Source organism: Paenibacillus sp. FSL L8-0158 (assembly GCF_038592965.1).
Taxonomy (GTDB): Bacteria; Bacillota; Bacilli; order Paenibacillales; family Paenibacillaceae; genus Paenibacillus; species Paenibacillus polymyxa_D.
Genome location: NZ_CP151949.1, coordinates 5,066,945 through 5,084,871, shown reverse-complemented (window position 1 = coordinate 5,084,871; position 17,927 = coordinate 5,066,945). Strand labels below are relative to the sequence as shown.

The following is a 17,927-nucleotide window of genomic DNA, read 5'->3' as shown; positions in this document are numbered from 1 at the left end:
AGCTTTATGCTTAATATTCCCTGATAGCTCAGTTGGTAGAGCACTCGACTGTTAATCGAGTTGTCACAGGTTCGAGTCCTGTTCGGGGAGCCATTTGCTCTCATAGCTCAGCAGGTAGAGTGCATCCATGGTAAGGATGAGGTCACCGGTTCGAACCCGGTTGAGAGCTTGTTATAGGATGGCCCGTTGGTCAAGGGGTTAAGACACCTCCCTTTCACGGAGGTAACAGGGGTTCGAATCCCCTACGGGTCATAGGGTATTATGGAGGCTTAGCTCAGCTGGGAGAGCATCTGCCTTACAAGCAGAGGGTCGGGGGTTCGATCCCCTCAGCCTCCACCATTTTTCATCCTCTTACCTGGATGAAATCTTGGGGAATTGTGAATCATATGCATATTGGGGATTAGCCAAGCGGTAAGGCAACGGACTTTGACTCCGTCATGCATAGGTTCAAATCCTATATCCCCAGCCATTAAGAGCCATTAGCTCAGTTGGTAGAGCACCTGACTTTTAATCAGGGTGTCGAAGGTTCGAGTCCTTCATGGCTCACCATTGTATTACATGCGCGTGTGGCGGAATTGGCAGACGCACTAGACTTAGGATCTAGCGTCTTTGACGTGGGGGTTCAAGTCCCTCCACGCGCATCTTGTTTTTGCGGACGTGGCTCAGCGGTAGAGCATCGCCTTGCCAAGGCGAGGGTCGCGGGTTCGATTCCCGTCGTCCGCTCCATATTTGCGCCCTTAGCTCAGCTGGATAGAGCGTTTGACTACGAATCAAAAGGCCGGGAGTTCGAATCTCTCAGGGCGCGCCATATTTAAAAATATAATATCGGGATGTAGCTCAGCTTGGTAGAGCACCTGGTTTGGGACCAGGGGGTCGCATGTTCAAATCGTGTCATCCCGATACTAATTTGCGGGTGTAGTTCAATGGTAGAACTTCAGCCTTCCAAGCTGATAGCGTGGGTTCGATTCCCATCACCCGCTTACCGATTATCTAGAAGCCGAAAGGCTTCTTTTTATTTTGTCCACATTACATTTAATTCTATGTATATAGGCTAGTACAATTATATCTCCTGTCATGCACAGTTGGGGATGACTTGTGCATATTGTACATAGGCTCTTGTTACTTTTGACACCTAGATCCCGAATTTCCCCTCTAACGTACCTCTTTCTTCTGCAGTAAGGCTAATTTCGTGATCAAATCCTTTGAATATAGGAATCCTATAGCTATTATGGTACGAATTCATGGTGATAACTCAACAGTTGCTCTTCGGTTGTGCACATTTCCCTATATTTATGTGGGTAAAAAGTGCAGTATTAAAGAGGAATACCTTAGGAACACTGAGAAAATGGCTGATTTGTGTATATCTTTGTGGATAGAAGGCTAATGGAGTTGACTTTGTCAACAAATAATAAACATATACACATCATGTTGCATGAATTTGTACCTTTAAAAACCCACTCTTTATAGAAGACTGTGCATAATGTTTCACGCATCACTAGTGTATATATCATTTCTATTATTAATTTCATCTTTTTTCATAACAATCCAATATTTTCTCAAAATAAGTATTTCAAAAACATGATTTTTTACTGTAAATTTTGCAGCTTTTCATGCGGTTTTATTGTATGATGTTAAGAAAGTGTCAAATTTCGTGTGTATACGTACCTTTGCTACAACTGTATATGGTGTGGAACAGATCAGATGGGGGGAAAAGCATGACTGAGCTTACGTTAACCGCTAACAAAAACCAATCCAACAATCTGCTGCGGCGGGACGTTCGTTTTCTAGGGAATATTCTTGGTGAGGTATTGGTTCATCAGGGTGGCAACGAACTTTTGGATATCGTGGAGAAAATACGTGAGACAAGTAAATCGTTACGTGCCGGGTATCAGCCGGAGTTGTATGAGAATTTCAAACAAATGGTCAGCGGACTGGATACGGATATTCGTCACCAGGTTATTCGCGCGTTTGCGATTTATTTTCAGTTGGTGAATATCGCTGAGCAAAACCATCGTATTCGTCGTAAGCGGGATTATGAGCATTCGGCTGGTGAAGATGTTCAACCTGGTTCCATTGAAAGTTCCGTTCAGGAGCTTAAACAAGGGGGCTTCTCCGCTGAGGACGTTAGCAACTTGCTGAATGAGCTCTCTTTGGAGCTGGTCATGACCGCACATCCTACAGAAGCGACACGACGAGTAATACTTGATATCCATAAGCGCATTTCCGAGGACGTCATGCTGCTGGATAATCCGATGCTTACCTTGCGTGAGCGGGAACAGGTACGGGAGAATCTGCTAAACGAAGTAATTACGCTGTGGCAGACAGATGAGCTGCGTGATCGCAAGCCAACTGTATTAGATGAAGTAAGAAATGGAATGTATTATTTTCACGAGACCTTATTTCATGTACTGCCAGATGTATACCAAGAATTGGAACGATGTTTAGACAAATATTATCCCGAACAAAAATGGCACATACCCACTTATCTGAGATTTGGTTCCTGGATCGGTGGAGACCGGGACGGCAATCCGTCTGTGACATCTCATGTGACTTGGGAAACGTTACGTATGCAGCGCAAGTTGGCTTTGAGAGAATATCAGCACACGTTAAAAGAACTCATGGGTTACTTGAGTTTCAGCACCAGCATTGTGCGAGTTTCCGATGATCTGCTGGCTTCTATTGAAGAAGACCGTACTCACATTACACTTAAAAAGATGGAAGTATGGCATAACGAAAAAGAGCCTTACCGCATTAAACTGGCATATATGATTGCTAAAGTGAACAACATCCTGGATGAAAGCAAACAGGGCACCAATGAGCGTTATAATTCTGCGGAAGAGCTCATTGCAGACCTAAATGTTATTGACCACAGTCTGCGTCATCATTTTGCCGATTATGTGGCAAACACGTATATTCAAAAGATGATTCGCCAGGTAGAGTTGTTTGGATTCCATACAGCTACGCTGGATGTGCGTCAGCATAGTCAGGAACATGAAAATGCGATGACTGAAATTCTTTCTAAAATGAATATTGTGTCGGATTACAGTAAGCTGTCAGAAGAAGAAAAAATAAATCTGCTGGAAAAGCTGCTGAATGAACCTCGTCCGATTACTTCACCTTATTTAAAATATAGCGATAGCACACAGGAATGTCTTGACGTATATCGTACGATTTATTTGGCTCAGGAGGAATTCGGCAAGCAGTCCATTACAAGTTACTTGATCAGTATGACTCAGGGAGCTAGTGACTTACTGGAGGTTATGGTCTTATCCAAAGAGGTAGGCCTGTTCCGCATCGAGAAGGATGGCACTGTTATCTGTACGCTGCAATCCGTCCCTTTGTTCGAAACGATAGATGATTTGCACGCTGCACCTGATATTATGAGAAGATTGATGAACTTGCCTGTATATCGACAATCTGTGGCTGCGATGGACCAGCTTCAGGAGATTATGCTGGGATACTCGGACAGCAATAAAGATGGCGGTGTGGTTACAGCGAACTGGGAACTTCGGGTCGCTATGAACAGCATTACGGAAGTAGTTAATGAGTTTGGCGTAAAAGTGAAGTTTTTCCACGGTCGTGGAGGTGCGCTGGGTCGTGGAGGAATGCCACTTAATCGCAGTATTTTGGCTCAACCTCCTCATACGATTGGAGGCGGAATCAAGATTACGGAGCAAGGTGAAGTACTATCATCTCGATACTCGCTCAGAGGCATCGCGTACCGGAGCTTGGAGCAGGCAACATCGGCGCTGATTACGGCTGTAGCATATCATCGTTCCGGGAAGAAGGAAGTGTTTGAGGAGAGCTGGGAGGAGATTATCGCCCGCATTTCCCAAGTATCACTGGATAAGTATCAGGATTTGATTTTCCGAGATCCAGATTTCTTCAACTTCTTCAAAGAATCTACACCGTTGCCTGAGGTGGGCGAGCTCAATATTGGATCTCGTCCGTCCAAGCGTAAGAACAGCGAACGTTTTGAGGACTTGCGCGCCATTCCATGGGTTTTTGCATGGACACAAAGCCGTTACTTGTTACCTGCATGGTATGCGGCTGGAACAGGTTTGCAAAGCTTCTATCAAAACAATGAGGATAACCTTAAAGTGCTGCAAACGATGTTTAGGGACTCTGCTTTCTTCCGGTCACTTATTGATACACTGCAAATGGCAATCGCTAAAGCGGATTTACTGATTGCAGAAGAGTACGCAGGGATGTCGGATAACGAAGAGGCCCGGCAGCGTATTTTTGGGCAGATTTCAGCGGAGTTCAAGCTGACATCTGAGTTGATTTTGAAAATAACCGGACAATCCGAGATTTTGGACGACGTGCCGGTTATCCAGGAATCTATCCGGTTGCGTAATCCTTATGTCGATCCGTTAAGTTACTTGCAGGTTCAATTGCTAAGCGAGCTCCGGGAGCTGCGGGATCAGAACGGTGATGATACAGAAATGCTACGTGAGGTATTGTTGACGATTAACGGAATTGCCGCAGGCTTAAGAAATACGGGCTGATATAGTGCGGTTGTACGAATACAGGCAATCGGGTACTCATGGGGTGCCCGATTGTGCTGTTTGTATATTGATGGCAGGCGTGCTTGCAGTTAGTAACAATACTACAGTTGATTTCCGGATAAAATTAAACTACGATGAATAATCATAAACATGTAATAAGTAACCCATCAGCAAGTCTGGGGGAGTATAGAGTGGATAATATGGAAAGCCGCTTGGTAAGGCTGATACAGAAAGGCGATCAGCGAGCTTTTGCGGAGTTAGTCGAGTTATATAAAGATCGGATTTTTCATCTTTCCTACCGGATGCTAGGTAATCGCCATGAGGCGGAGGATCTGGTGCAGGAAACTTTTTTGCGTGTGTATCGTAATTTGGAAAAATACGATCATGGACAGAAATTCTCAACTTGGATTTATCGAATTGCTACAAATTTGTGCATTGATCGTCTGCGAAGGAGAAAACCTACATACTCACTTGATGCTGAAATGAATGATCAGGAAGGTGTCGATGGGTACGCCATGCTCGCCAGTGAAGAGCTTACCCCTGAGGGGAGTACGCTTCTGTCCGAAACACAGGCTTTGATTCATGACGCCATCGACAGCCTTCCGGATAAATACAGAACGATTATGGTTTTACGGTACTTGCAGGAGCTTTCCTTACAGGAAATCAGCGATGTGCTCAATCTCCCAGTCACCACTATTAAGACGAGAGTACACAGGGGACGGGATTTTCTGCGCAAAAAACTGGAGCACAAGCTATAGATCATCCGCATAGATTCTAGGAAAAGAGTCTGCGTAGATGTTTTTATGAAACATAATGCTCGTTGTAACGTATGTAAGATGAGCAAAGTTTCTAAGCCGGAGCATGTTATGTTGAGAAACACGGAAGAATATTAGAAAGGATTGGCTCATATGGATTGCAAACAAGCCGTCTCTTTTATGCATGACTATCTAGATGGCGACCTGTCTGAGCAGGACAAACATGAGTTGGAACAGCACTTGTTAGACTGCCCGGAATGCCGCATGCGTTTTAAAGAGCTGGAGCGGACGGATGCGATGCTTTATGGTACACGCTACCACCAAGTGCCGTGTGTATCGGATGAGCTGACATTTCGCATTATGAATGCTTTGCCGCCGCATAAAAGACAGACTGCGGTGCCTATGCTTACTTGGGTGAAAAGGCATCCCGCTGTAACAGCCGCCGCCTTCTTCCTTATTGTTATATGCTCAAGCATGGCCAGCTTTTCTAGCACGGACCATCAATTGGTAGTCAAAGGAAGTCACCTGGATCAAGTTGTTATTCAGGGCGATACTGTGATTGTGCCTGAAGGGAAATCCATTGCCGGAGATTTAACAGTGCAAAATGGTGAAGCCCGTGTATACGGCGAAGTGGAAGGAAATGTAACTGTAATTGATGGTTCTTATTATCAAGCGTCCACCGCCCATATTGCAGGACAGGTTAAAAGTATTGATCAAACCTTGGATTGGATTTGGTACAAGGTTACTGATTTATTCGGGGGACCTTCTTCTCCATAAAAGAAGCTTGAAATGGCAAGGACGATATCAAGCGCCTCTTTCCGCTGGAAAAGGCGTTTTTTTGTATATGAAGCTGGCGAATTGTACTGTATTTTACTGATTTTAGCGGTTCTTTTGTCACACGGCTTGCAACGTGAGCCTGATCGTTATAACCTAGATAGAGAGAGCATACTGTGTACATATTACACCCACTCACTACAGAAAATTGCGGGGGCATGCGCATGTTGGATTATTTTGCGGACCTAACTTGGAAAGAGTCCATTAAAGATATTATCGACATTTTGATCGTAACCTATATTATGTATCAGCTTATTTTACTTGTTCGAGGTACGCGTGCAGTTCAATTGTTGAAAGGGATTCTGTTTCTGGTTGTCATTTGGGCGGTTAGCACCTGGTTTGATTTGTATACGCTCAAGTGGTTGATGAACCAGATGTTCACCTTTGGTGTGGTGGCTATCTTTATTATTTTTCAGCCTGAGTTACGTCGTGCACTAGAACAGTTGGGGCGTGGCAAACTATTTGGGCGTTCGTCTGCGGATGATGAAGAGATTAACAAATTAATCGGAGAAATGATTAAGGCGCTGAATTATTTATCACGTAGGAAAATAGGAGCTTTGGTCGTATTTGAGCGCGAGACAGGGCTAAACGAATATACGGAGTCTGGTATCAAGACACAGGCTGTAGTCAGTTCTGAACTGCTAATTAACATCTTCATTCCTAATACACCTCTGCATGATGGTGCGGTGATTATTCAAAATAAACAGATTGCTTCTGCGGCCTGTTATTTGCCATTATCGGAAAATCCGTTCATTAGCAAGGAGCTGGGAACCCGTCACCGGGCTGCGATTGGGGTGAGTGAGGTAACGGATGCCGTAACTGTCGTGGTATCAGAGGAAACAGGGCAAATTTCCTTAGCCATTAATGGACAGGTCGTGCGCGATATTAAGGAAGAATCCCTAATCTCCAAGCTGTATGAGGAGTTGCGGCCAACACCGTCTTTGAAGGAAAAACGCGGCTCATTCTGGAATCGGAGGGGAGGCCGTGGAAATTCATGATGGACAAATGGATTAACAATAATACGATTTCCAAGATATTGGCGCTTGCGGTTGCTATCCTGCTGTGGGGAATGGTCCATCTAGATACAGGTACACCTTCATCTACGCTGACCGTTTCTTATAATAATAAAGTGATTGATAATGTAGCCATTCAGGCCAGTGGTCTGGATGATTCAAAATATGTATTGTCAACCATGGATACTGACCATGTTAAGATGGAGGTCAGAGGACAGCGCTCTGTGCTGACTTCCTTTTTCGCAGATAATTATCAAGCAAAGCTAAACTTAAACGGCTTAGGAGCAGGTACTAAAACATTGTCACTCGAACCGGACTTGCCGGATGGAGTGGAGTTGGTATCTATGACTCCTAACCGTGTTACAGTGACGATTGAGGAAAAACAAACGAAATCATTTAATGTATCTATAGTTCCTAAAGGAAACCCGGATGCGGGACTGCAGCTTGGTAAGCCTGTAATTGCTCCTCAAACCGTGAAGGTTACCTTGCCCAAAAGCCAGTTGAGTACCGTCACTGCCGTTCAGGGGGCTGTTAATACGGATGGTATCTCAGAAAAGTTTGAACAGAAGCGTGTAAAGCTGAAGGCTTATAATAAAAAGGGACAGGAACTTACAGGAGCGGTCATTGAGCCATCCACTGTGTCCGTTGAAATTCCGGTAACTCAGCAGGCGAAATCTGTGCCTGTTAAGATTGTCTATTCCGGAGAGTTGCCAGACGGATTGACGCTTTCTAAAGTGAATGCAAACGTGAAGGAAGCGGCGGTATATGCATCGCAGGATGTATTGAGCAGCCTTAGCTCTTACGTCACGGCTACATTGGATTTAAGTCAATTTACGGAAGCGGGGACCCGTACAGTTCAAGCTAATTTGGCAGCCCCCTCAGGTTCTGATAAAATCGAGCCAGGGTCCATACAAATTCAGGTGACTGTCGTTCCTTCCAATGAAGTCACAGATACGGAACGGACGCTGTCAGGCATCCCAATCATTTTACAAGGTGCAGGAGATGGAGCGACTGCGACTGTTACAGCGCCCGCAGGCAAGACGATGGATGTTACTGTGAAGGGCCCGCAGGATCTGGTAAACAATTTAACCAATGATGATATTAGTTTGGTGGCAGATGTAAGTGGCCTCGCGGCTGGTCAACACGAGGTTACTCTGAAAGTAGGCTTGCCTAAATATATTACGCAAGCCGGGAATGTCAGCCAACTAAAGGCAACGATCAACATTGAGAGCCCTTCTACGCCTGCTGTAACGAATCCGAATAGTGAGAATGGATCAAACCCTTCTGGTAGTGGCGATAAGGGGCAGGAGAGGCCACAGGAGGGGCAAGGCAATCAAGGTGGAAACACTGACGCTAATACCGGAGACAACGCAGCTGCGGAGGATAAAACAAATCCTCATAACGGCGCAGATTCTTCTGCGAATGGAACCCCGGAGAACAGTCAGCCATAACATGTTTTATCTGTAGTAAATAATCATGATTTATTAGACAAAAAAAGGGAGTCATTTTACATGGGGAAATATTTTGGTACAGATGGTGTACGAGGCGTTGCTAATCAGGAACTTACAGCCGAACTGGCATATAGTATTGGCCGCTGCGGCGGATATGTTTTAGCAGGTAATGTAGAGAAACCGACAGTTGTTATTGGTATGGATACACGGATATCCGGTTTGATGCTGGAATCGGCTCTTGTCGCCGGTTTGCTGTCCATTGGGGCTAATGTGGTTCGCCTAGGTATTGTTTCAACGCCTGGGGTGGCATATCTCACACGTCAATTGAAAGCTGATGCTGGTGTAATGATCTCAGCATCCCACAATCCAGTTGAAGATAACGGCATTAAGTTTTTTGGCGGTGACGGTTTTAAATTGACAGACGAAACGGAATTGAAAATTGAAGAGCTCATGGATGCAAAAGAAGACCAACTGCCTCGTCCGATCGGCGGCGGATTGGGAACGGTTGTTGTAGACGAGCATTCCCGTTACGATTATCTGGAGTTTTTGAAAACAACAATTAGCCATTCTTTTGAAGGAATAAAAATTGTACTGGATTGTGCAAACGGAGCAGCTTATGAGCTGGCGCCGAAGCTTTTTGCAGATTTGGGAGCTGAGGTGCACACCATCGGTGCCGAGCCCAACGGTTTGAACATCAATGATCATTGCGGCTCGACCCATCCTGAAAAGCTGAAAGAGGAAGTGCGCCGCTTGAAAGCGGATATTGGTCTGGCCTTTGACGGCGATGCCGACCGTCTGATCGCAATTGATGAGAACGGGGAAGAGGTAGACGGCGACTATATTCTCTGCATTTGCGGAGATGCAATGAACCGCGCTGGAAAACTCAAGGACAGTACCATTGTATCGACAGTGATGAGTAATATCGGTTTTTATAAAGCTATTGAAAAGCTGGCACTCAAGACTGCAAAAACTGCGGTCGGGGACCGTTATGTGATGGAAGAAATGCGTCGGGGTGGATTTAATCTGGGTGGCGAGCAGTCTGGTCACGTTATTTTCCTGGATCACAATACGACAGGCGATGGCATGCTGACCGGGATTCAGCTGGTAGATACCCTGAAAGCTTCCGGCAAGAAAATGAGTGAGCTAAAATCGCTCATGAAACAGTATCCGCAAGTGCTCGTAAATGTGCGTGTGCAGGACAAACGCAATTACGAGGGGAATCCTGCTATTGCAGAAGCAATTGAGCAGGTGGAACAACAATTGGGCGATAATGGGCGTGTACTGGTCCGTGCTTCAGGCACAGAATCGCTCATTCGTGTGATGGCCGAAGGCCCGGATAAAGATGAGCTGGAGCAATTTGTCGGACAGATCGTAGATGTCGTGAAGAAAGAATTAGTTTAAAATTTTGTAAACGTCGGTTGCCTGTGAAAAAGAAGCAGGCAACGGCGTTTGCGGTTATTTACTAACGATTTATTGCCTTCATGGTGTAATTATGAATAAAGTGTCATTGCCAAATGATACTTAGCTGAATATAATATAGGGATGCTGTGACTCAGATAGAGAAAGCGAGGGTCGTAAGGTAACGTAATACAAGCGCCAGAGCTTGATTTTGTGCGGGGGAACTTGGTGGAGAAGCAACGGATTCAGTTGAGATAAAGTTGCTCTTAAATCGGTTCACGACAAAACAAGCTGACGAGGTGAAGGTGTTCGAAACATTCGGCGGGGACCTTCCGGTGAAGCATCAAGCCGTAAACCGGCAGCGGAAAATGAACAGGCAACTGTTTACACAACGCACCGGTAGATGCCTATATTATTTTATAACCTAAATTATAAGATTCATTTCATGAATGTACGGCCATCATCATTGGCGTGCGCGGTTTGGGAATTTCGTTACATTCGTGAAGAGATGCCTGTAAATTCTATAGTTATCATTGACAACTTCATAGATGAATGAACTTTATTCCACAATCTACCGCACACGTTAGTCCTGTGATGAGTCGTCTTGTGAAATGATGATCGGGAGGATAACGAATATGTGTGGCATTGTAGGATATATTGGTAATCAGAATACGCAAGAGGTATTGATTGACGGGTTGAAGAAGCTGGAGTATCGCGGTTATGACTCTGCGGGTATTGCTGTGTTTACAGATTCAGGATTGCAAGTAGCCAAGGCTAAAGGTCGTCTGGCGAATCTGGAAGCTAAACTGGATGGTACGCCGTTGGTAGGCCATGCAGGTATCGGACATACACGTTGGGCAACGCACGGTAAGCCTTCTGATGAAAACTCCCATCCACATTTGGATGAGAGCCAAAAGTTCTCTGTAGTTCACAACGGAATTATTGAGAACTATCTAGAGCTGAAGGAGCAGCTGATCAGCGAAGGTCATACCTTTATTTCCGAAACGGACACCGAAGTTATTTCCCATCTGGTTGCGCGTGAATATAAAGGGGATATCGTTAAAGCAGTACAAAAAGCAATTACCTTTATGCGCGGTGCTTTTGCACTGGGTGTGCTGACAGAGCATGAGCCTAATAAGCTGGTTGCTGTTCGTCAAGCTAGCCCGCTGGTTATTGGTGTGGGAGAAGGCGAGAACTTTATCGGTTCCGACATTCCGGCTATTCTGAAGTATACACGCAATGTGTTTATTTTGAACGATGGCGAAATGGCTGTTTTGACCAGTGATGCTGTCGAATTAATGACAATCGAAGGCCAATTTATTTCTCGGGAAATGATTCATGTCGAATGGGATGCTGTAACAGCAGAAAAAGGCGGCTATGAGCATTTCATGCTGAAAGAAATTCACGAGCAGCCTAAGGCTTATCGTGACACAATGTTGGGCCGTATCGATAAAGATACTAAAAAAGTTGTTCTTCCTGAGCTGAAGCTGACAGAAGAACAAATTAAAAATATCCGCAACATTCAAATTGTTGCGTGTGGTACAGCTTACAATGCTGGTTTGATTGGTCGTACAGTTATTGAAAGTCTGGCTCGTATACCGGTAGAAAATGATGTGGCTTCCGAATATCGTTATCGTTCACCTATCGTAACACCAGAGACATTGGTGATCGTGGTGAGCCAATCCGGTGAAACTGCTGACACGTTGGCAGCACTGCGTGAAGCACAAGCAAACGGCGCTCATGTACTGGCGATTACAAACGTAGTCGGTAGCTCCATCGCCCGTGATGCAGATGATGTGTTGGTTACACTGGCAGGACCGGAAATTGCCGTAGCCTCCACTAAAGCATATTCTTCGCAGTTGATTGCGTTCTACCTGTTTGGTTTGTATCTCGCTCAAGTGCGTGGCACACAAACGGATGAGCAAGTAGCCCATGTGCTGGCTGCTATGGAATCTCTGCCAGAGCAAGTGGAAGAGATGCTGGGTAAAGCAGATGCGATCAAAGCCTATGCTGAGCAAATTGCAAGCCACAAGCACTTGTTCTTTATTGGTCGTGGTCAGGACTATGCTGTAGTACAGGAAGGCTCCCTGAAGCTCAAGGAAATCTCCTACATTCATTCCGAGGCTTATGCAGCGGGCGAATTGAAGCATGGTACACTGGCATTGATCGAAGACGGAATTCCGGTTATCGCTTTGGTAACACAGGAATCTGTGTTGGAGAAAACTGTGAGCAACATTAAGGAAGTCAAGGCTCGTGGTGCAGATGTTCTTGCGATTACGTACGAAGAGCAAGCAATTGAGTTGTTGAAGTCCGTGGATCAGGTATTTGCAATTCCGAAGACACTTCCAATTCTGTCGGCTGCTATTTCAGTTGTAGCTCTTCAATTGTTGGCTTACTACGCTTCTCTTGCACTGGGTCATGATGTTGATAAACCACGTAACCTGGCGAAAAGCGTTACCGTAGAATAAGCTTTAGTAAAATGCTAAACAATTGTCTGATGATAAAAAAAGTGTGGAACCAGTAAAAAAAGTGTGGAACCAGTAAAAAAGTGTGGAACTAGTCATTTTACAAACATCAAGAAAGATCCCGATGATATATCGGGATCTTTTTAGCTTAGGAAGGCGTCTACAGACAATAAAGTTATGTACTAAATGTCAAAAGAAAATAAAGTTCTAGACTGAAAAATAAAGTGTTAGACTAAGGAAATAAAGTTGTAGACTGGGAAAATAAAGTATTAGACTGACAATGCTACATTTAAGCTAATTAGCAGGATAGTTCAGAAAAGGCGTGAACAGTAATGGAAAGTGTAATTAAGGAAATCATATCCCCAAGCGGGGTCTATAAAGCACAGATAATTAAACGCTCTAAGGATGGTTTATTTACCTCACAGGTCTTCAAATGGATTGAATATGATGAAGAAATAAGCGAGATAATAGGGGAGAAGGGCTTTTGGGGAGTTCTCTACTCTACAAATTCATTAACAGATACAGTGGAAAGCTGTATGAAAGTTACTATCGAGAATTTAACTAATGCTTCAGCAGAGAAGATCATTATATAACGTTCAACTAACGGGAAACGTTAGCGCAGAAAACACATCATGAGGCCGCCGCAGACCAATCGGGCGACCTCATTAAGCTAACGGGCAGGTTAGTGAAGAACCCCCATTAATTTAATTTGGTGGGCCTCTTATCATTGTGGTATCGCGTTAGTAAATGTTAAAAAAGGTTTTTGGTCACTTTTTGAGTTAAATGTTCTATTTTCGGCATCAACACTTCATCATCAATTGCTGTCAGCTTTTCGGGCTTAAACAACTGAATCCTCTTTAATTGAAAATAATCATATAAAACTTGTTGAACCGTGAATTGATTGGTCATCAGAAATTTAACATCGAACATCCCTCTTAGAATTTCATCCTGCTTTATTAATAGCCTGCCGTTAAGTTGATTGAAAATCCCTTTTTGTTTACCTTCCTCAAAGAAAGCCAGTATCTTCTCTTCTCGCTCCTTCATAGCTTCATTAAAGCGATCAAATAAATCCGGGTAACTGGTTTCGAGGTCCTGAAGGATAATATCCGAGAAATAAACGACTAGAGATATGGTTTGTTCAAATATTTGCAAAAAACGAGTACCGAAACTTTGAACCGAATCCAAAGGGTTGTGAGTCAGTTCCTTCATGTATTCAATAAAACCATCTACGATGAACTCGACAATTTCTTCCTTGGTTGAGAAATACTTATATAAAGTCGCTCGGCTTATTTCCATTACTCTAGAAATTTCGTCCATCCGAACGGACTGAAGGCCATTTTTTCGTAAATAAGGAAGCAGCTTATTCATAAGCTTAGCTCGTGTTTCGTTTTTTTTATCTGATATCTGGCTATTCACATAAAGCCCCCCTTACTTTTATTATAACCGGAATTTCGCTTTCGGCACAAACATATTTTGCAGAATATACAGAAATGATTAAAAGTGTTTACTGTGTAAATGCCTTTATGCTAAGATGTAACTCGAAGCTAAAACATATAAAAAGCGAGGTAACTAAATGAAAACGCAAAAACTCGGTCACAGCGATATCGTCGTTTCTTCTATCGGATTGGGTATGATGGGAATGTCCCCCGGCATATATGGCGCCATTGATGATGAGGAGTCCATTAAAACCATTCATCGGGCGCTTGATCTCGGGGTAACTTTGCTTGATACTGCTGATACATATGGCAACGGCCATAATGAGGAGCTATTAGGAAAAGCGTTGAAGGGACGAAGAGAACAGGCAATTGTCGCTACCAAGTTTTCGTATGGTCCAAATTGGGAATTCATCGGAGGACACCCGGACTATGTAAAGAAAGCTATTGATGAAAGCCTTCGACGTCTTGGTCTCGATTATATCGACCTGTATTATCAACATGCGGTAGATCCTAATGTTCCAATTGAGGAGACAGTTGGTGCTATGGCTGACTTAGTTAAAGCAGGTAAAGTACGTTATCTTGGTCTTTCTAATGGCCTAAATGGATCAGTTATTAGTGCATCTACACTTCGTAAAGCGCATGAAGTACACCCTATTTCCGCAGTCCAATCGGAATACTCCATTTGGAGTCGGGAAATTGAAGAAGAAGCTCTACCTACCGTAAAAGAATTAGGAATCACACTTGTAGCTTACAGTCCTCTAAGCAGAGGCTTTATTACGGGGGAACGTCATATGAATGAGAACTTCCAAGCTGATGATATGCGCAATCTTTTTACACGTTACAAAGGTGAGAACTTCCAAAAGAATATTAACATCGTTGATAAACTAGCGGAAATCGCCAAAGAAAAGAACTGTACGGTACCTCAACTAGCAATAGCATGGACAGTAGAAAGAGGCACATTGCCGATTCCTGGTACGAAACGCCGTAAATATTTGGAGGATAATATCAAGGCACTTGATATTCATCTTACGTCTGATGATTTTGCCCGTATTGATGCTGTTAGTCCAAATGCGTTTGGTGGTCGTTATTAATAGTAGTATCCTGTTGCGGAATAATGCTAAATATAAATCCTAATCACAGCGGATGTTGATGTAGTGCAGATTACGATCGAAGTTTTAAAAGTAAGGGCGATTAAGCTAACGGGAAACGTTAGTTCAACGACAACAGCAGCAGTCTAAGACTTTATTTATCAAGTCTGGATTCGCTGCTGCTTTTATTTATGGATCAGTCTAAAACTTATTTTTCAAAAGCTAAAGATTCTTTAATTCAAAAACCGCGTTGAATCAATGACTCCAGTCTAATACTTTATTTTCACCGAACACTAAACAATAAAGTTGAGTTCTAACTGAAAAAAATACAATAAAGTTGTGTTCTCATAATTCAATAGAGCCCGACGATAGATTATTTCTTTAGGTCTTTTTTATGTGGGTAAAGGAGAGAAAAAGGCTTACGATTGAGGTATTTGACAGTAATCGAATCCTGTATCATAATAGAATGAACATTCGATCTAAATCGTTATTGATATAGAACGAACATTCAATCTATAACTTGGAGGTGTTAACATGAGTAAAACAGTTTTTATTACGGGAACCAGTTCAGGCTTGGGAAAACTTACGGCGATTCGGTTTGCTGAAATGGGCTGGAACGTAGCTGCAACCATGCGTACACCCGACAAAGAAACGGAGCTTACTGATTACGATAATATCAAAATTTTCAAACTGGACGTCACCAATGTGCATGAAGTTCAAACATCTGTAGATCAAGCCATTGCCACGTTCGGTAAGATCGACGTAGTCATCAATAATGCAGGTATTGGGACTTACGGTCCGCTGGAATTAGCCCAAGAGGAAGCTATCGATTGGCAATTCGCCGTTAATACGCGAGGACCAATCAATGTCATTCGTAAATTTATACCACATTTCAGAGCCAATGGTGGAGGCATGTTCATCAATATTAGCTCTTTTATGGGAATCACGACAGCCGTACCGCTCGGATCTCTCTATAATATGTCAAAATTTGCTTTGGAAGGACTGACGGAAGGTCTTTATTACGAACTGAAGTCGTTGAATATCGAGCTTAGATTGATAGAACAGGGAGGTTCTAAAGGTAATAATTTCAAGAACAGTATTACTTGGAACCGAGATGATAACATACATGATTACGATGATCTGATGACGAAAGTTCAGAATTTAATGAATCATGCGGAATCCAGCTCTACATTGGATGATCCTCAGATTATCGTCGATGCCATTGCCGCTTTGGCGACTGGAGAGAGCAATAAATTTCGCACTGTCATCGGAACAGCAGGCAATGATTTGATGGCACTTAGAAATTCTGTGTCCATTGACGAATATTTGGAGACGATCGCTAAGGATTATATGTAAGCCCATTATGAAACGCTTTGTCATAACGCCAGACTGATCTGAAAATCTTGACTGCAGATTGTATGAGGTGTATGTTAGGTTAGAATGAACATTCGATCTTATGATGGGAGTAGGATATCCTAATGTTTGAGAACTATAACAAGGTGCAGCAGGCTATCCTTGAAACAACACTTAACATCATCATCCGAAAGGAATTACAGGCTACCTCAATGTCGCTTATCGCCAAGGAGTCTGGTGTATCGACTGGGAATATCTATCATTATTTTAAAAGTAAAGAGGATATCGTTAACGAATTGTACAAAGCCATTGTTACGTTTAATGGAGAGTATGTGCGAGAAGGCTTACTGAAGGGCACAACGATTCGTGAAAAGTTTGAATTGGGTTGGAATCGGGTTATCGAACTTGGGAAACAATATCCTCAGGGCTTTCAATTTATTGAGCAGTATTCGTTCTCGCCTTACATTTACGAAGAGGTAAAGCAAGAAGTCTATACCGGCGGATGGTGTGCGCAAATGAACGAGTTATATCAAGAAGCCATTCAGGAGAAGTTATTTATCCCGATGAATCCGAAAATGATGGTGCAGATGCATTACGGCACATTTGTTTATATGCTCAAGGCCCATCTACACGGAATCTTCGAGTTAAGCAGTGAGAGCGTAAGTGGTGCAATCCGTTTGTGTTGGAATGCTGTAACTCTTAGAGATTTAACGTAGGTAGATGGCTAAAAACCGCCCTCAAAGGAAGTTCGATAACAACCTTTGAGGGCGGCTTCAGTTTTATGGGTGGTTTTTTTCAAAAAATGGAGTTGGGTACACGACTTTATTGTATATTAAAAAATCGCAAAATAATAAGAACGTTGTTACACCAAGGGGGACTAGTACACAACTTTATTGTCTGTACACAGAAGGCAATTATGTCTACAATAGGCCAACGAATTCGAACTATTAGAAAAACAAACAACTTAAATCAAATAAAGTTTGCAAATATAATTGGAATTTCTCAAGGAACGTTGAGTGAGCTGGAGCAAGATAAATACAGCCCCTCTCTTGATATAATTATAGCAATTAAAGAAAACTTCAATTCCCATTTGATTTTCTCGTTATTAAAGTCCGAATGAATTGTGTCAATTGAGTCCACACAGTAGGGAACGTCATTTGATTAGCAATACAAAGTAAATAATCGGTTGTAACATCAAAAACCTCTGCTAAAGATATTAAATGATTAATTTCAGGTCGTGCTACATTTCGCTCCCAATTAGAAACAACCTGTTTGGTTACCCCGATTTTATTAGCAAGTTCCTCTTGTGTCCATTTATGGAGTAGTCTTAAATTTCTACATCGCTGCCCCAAAGTATTCATGAGTTCACCTCTATTGAGAATATCAAATAGTTTTTAACCCGACCCATCTGCTTACTAATTATACCTACTTATAGCCCATATTATAGCTTATTCATACCCTACTGTACCCTACGAGTAGCCTATGAATAGGCTACGAAGTAAAATATAGCTAAAAAATATTACTTTGCTATTGTATAAAGCTGTGAGTTGTTATATTCTACATTTGTATTTTGAAGTAAAACTAAAATATATCTTAGGAGTAGAAAAAGATAACTGAGCTTTACTC

The 17,927-nt window shown here is 43.0% G+C and carries 14 protein-coding genes and 11 tRNA genes; 23 read left to right on the top strand and 2 right to left on the bottom strand.

Features of this window, described 5'->3' with window-relative positions:
* Positions 1-17: 17 nt before the first annotated feature.
* The 19 genes from NSQ68_RS22480 (at position 18) to NSQ68_RS22390 (ending at position 13,017) form a co-directional block, all read left to right on the top strand.
* Positions 18-93: transfer RNA gene (locus tag NSQ68_RS22480), tRNA-Asn, on the top strand.
* 3 nt (positions 94-96) lie between these two features.
* Positions 97-169: transfer RNA gene (locus NSQ68_RS22475), tRNA-Thr, on the top strand.
* An 11-nt stretch (positions 170-180) separates the two neighbouring features.
* A tRNA-Glu gene (locus tag NSQ68_RS22470) sits at positions 181-252 on the top strand.
* Positions 253-263: 11 nt separating this feature from the next.
* Positions 264-339: transfer RNA gene (locus tag NSQ68_RS22465), tRNA-Val, on the top strand.
* Between the two features lie 55 nt (positions 340-394).
* Positions 395-469: transfer RNA gene (locus tag NSQ68_RS22460), tRNA-Gln, on the top strand.
* Between the two features lie 4 nt (positions 470-473).
* Positions 474-549 (top strand) — tRNA-Lys (locus tag NSQ68_RS22455).
* Between the two features lie 11 nt (positions 550-560).
* A tRNA-Leu gene (locus tag NSQ68_RS22450) sits at positions 561-641 on the top strand.
* A gap of 10 nt (positions 642-651) precedes the next feature.
* Positions 652-726 (top strand) — tRNA-Gly (locus NSQ68_RS22445).
* Positions 727-731: 5 nt separating this feature from the next.
* A tRNA-Arg gene (locus NSQ68_RS22440) sits at positions 732-808 on the top strand.
* A gap of 18 nt (positions 809-826) precedes the next feature.
* Positions 827-900, top strand: a tRNA-Pro gene (locus tag NSQ68_RS22435).
* A gap of 9 nt (positions 901-909) precedes the next feature.
* A tRNA-Gly gene (locus NSQ68_RS22430) sits at positions 910-980 on the top strand.
* A 735-nt stretch (positions 981-1,715) separates the two neighbouring features.
* Positions 1,716-4,508, top strand: a complete 2,793-nt coding sequence (ppc, locus tag NSQ68_RS22425; RefSeq protein ID WP_342427232.1) for a phosphoenolpyruvate carboxylase — start codon at positions 1,716-1,718, stop codon at positions 4,506-4,508.
* A gap of 191 nt (positions 4,509-4,699) precedes the next feature.
* On the top strand, positions 4,700-5,266 hold the full coding sequence (gene sigW / locus NSQ68_RS22420) for an RNA polymerase sigma factor SigW (RefSeq protein ID WP_342427231.1): 567 nt from the start codon (positions 4,700-4,702) through the stop codon (positions 5,264-5,266).
* Between the two features lie 150 nt (positions 5,267-5,416).
* Positions 5,417-6,040 carry a zf-HC2 domain-containing protein gene (locus NSQ68_RS22415; RefSeq protein WP_307353483.1) on the top strand — a complete coding sequence of 208 codons (624 nt, stop codon included), beginning with the start codon at positions 5,417-5,419 and terminating at the stop codon, positions 6,038-6,040.
* 221 nt (positions 6,041-6,261) lie between these two features.
* Positions 6,262-7,095: a diadenylate cyclase CdaA gene (gene cdaA / locus NSQ68_RS22410; protein ID WP_013312127.1), complete on the top strand. Its 834-nt coding sequence runs from the start codon at positions 6,262-6,264 to the stop codon at positions 7,093-7,095.
* On the top strand, positions 7,092-8,561 hold the full coding sequence (locus tag NSQ68_RS22405) for a CdaR family protein (RefSeq protein ID WP_342427230.1): 1,470 nt from the start codon (positions 7,092-7,094) through the stop codon (positions 8,559-8,561). Before cdaA ends, NSQ68_RS22405 begins: the two co-directional genes overlap by 4 nt.
* Before the next feature lie 60 nt (positions 8,562-8,621).
* Positions 8,622-9,962, top strand: a complete 1,341-nt coding sequence (glmM, locus tag NSQ68_RS22400; RefSeq protein WP_342427229.1) for a phosphoglucosamine mutase — start codon at positions 8,622-8,624, stop codon at positions 9,960-9,962.
* A gap of 632 nt (positions 9,963-10,594) precedes the next feature.
* Positions 10,595-12,427: a glutamine--fructose-6-phosphate transaminase (isomerizing) gene (gene glmS, locus NSQ68_RS22395; RefSeq protein ID WP_342427228.1), complete on the top strand. Its 1,833-nt coding sequence runs from the start codon at positions 10,595-10,597 to the stop codon at positions 12,425-12,427.
* A 329-nt stretch (positions 12,428-12,756) separates the two neighbouring features.
* Positions 12,757-13,017 (top strand): hypothetical protein, encoded by a 261-nt coding sequence (locus NSQ68_RS22390; protein WP_342427227.1) that lies wholly within the window; start codon positions 12,757-12,759, stop codon positions 13,015-13,017.
* Between the two features lie 157 nt (positions 13,018-13,174).
* Here NSQ68_RS22390 and NSQ68_RS22385 read toward each other — a convergent pair whose 3' ends face one another.
* Entirely contained in the window at positions 13,175-13,840 is a 666-nt protein-coding gene (locus tag NSQ68_RS22385; RefSeq protein ID WP_114495293.1) for a TetR/AcrR family transcriptional regulator, read from the bottom strand.
* A 157-nt stretch (positions 13,841-13,997) separates the two neighbouring features.
* On the opposite strand from NSQ68_RS22385, the gene NSQ68_RS22380 reads away from it, so the two are divergent.
* From NSQ68_RS22380 to NSQ68_RS22365, 4 genes are all read left to right on the top strand, one after another.
* Positions 13,998-14,951: an aldo/keto reductase gene (locus NSQ68_RS22380; protein WP_307353512.1), complete on the top strand. Its 954-nt coding sequence runs from the start codon at positions 13,998-14,000 to the stop codon at positions 14,949-14,951.
* Positions 14,952-15,482: 531 nt separating this feature from the next.
* Positions 15,483-16,304 carry an SDR family oxidoreductase gene (locus NSQ68_RS22375; protein WP_342427226.1) on the top strand — a complete coding sequence of 274 codons (822 nt, stop codon included), beginning with the start codon at positions 15,483-15,485 and terminating at the stop codon, positions 16,302-16,304.
* A 122-nt stretch (positions 16,305-16,426) separates the two neighbouring features.
* Positions 16,427-17,017, top strand: coding sequence for a TetR/AcrR family transcriptional regulator (locus tag NSQ68_RS22370; protein ID WP_307353514.1), 591 nt, complete (start codon positions 16,427-16,429; stop codon positions 17,015-17,017).
* A 65-nt stretch (positions 17,018-17,082) separates the two neighbouring features.
* Positions 17,083-17,421: a helix-turn-helix transcriptional regulator gene (locus NSQ68_RS22365; RefSeq protein ID WP_342427225.1), complete on the top strand. Its 339-nt coding sequence runs from the start codon at positions 17,083-17,085 to the stop codon at positions 17,419-17,421.
* Here the strand turns inward: NSQ68_RS22365 and NSQ68_RS22360 are convergent.
* A complete protein-coding gene (locus NSQ68_RS22360) occupies positions 17,381-17,662 on the bottom strand; it encodes a helix-turn-helix transcriptional regulator (RefSeq protein ID WP_342427224.1) in 282 nt (93 codons plus the stop codon). The two genes, NSQ68_RS22365 and NSQ68_RS22360, sit on opposite strands and share 41 nt — an antisense overlap.
* Between the last annotated feature and the right edge of the window lie 265 nt (positions 17,663-17,927).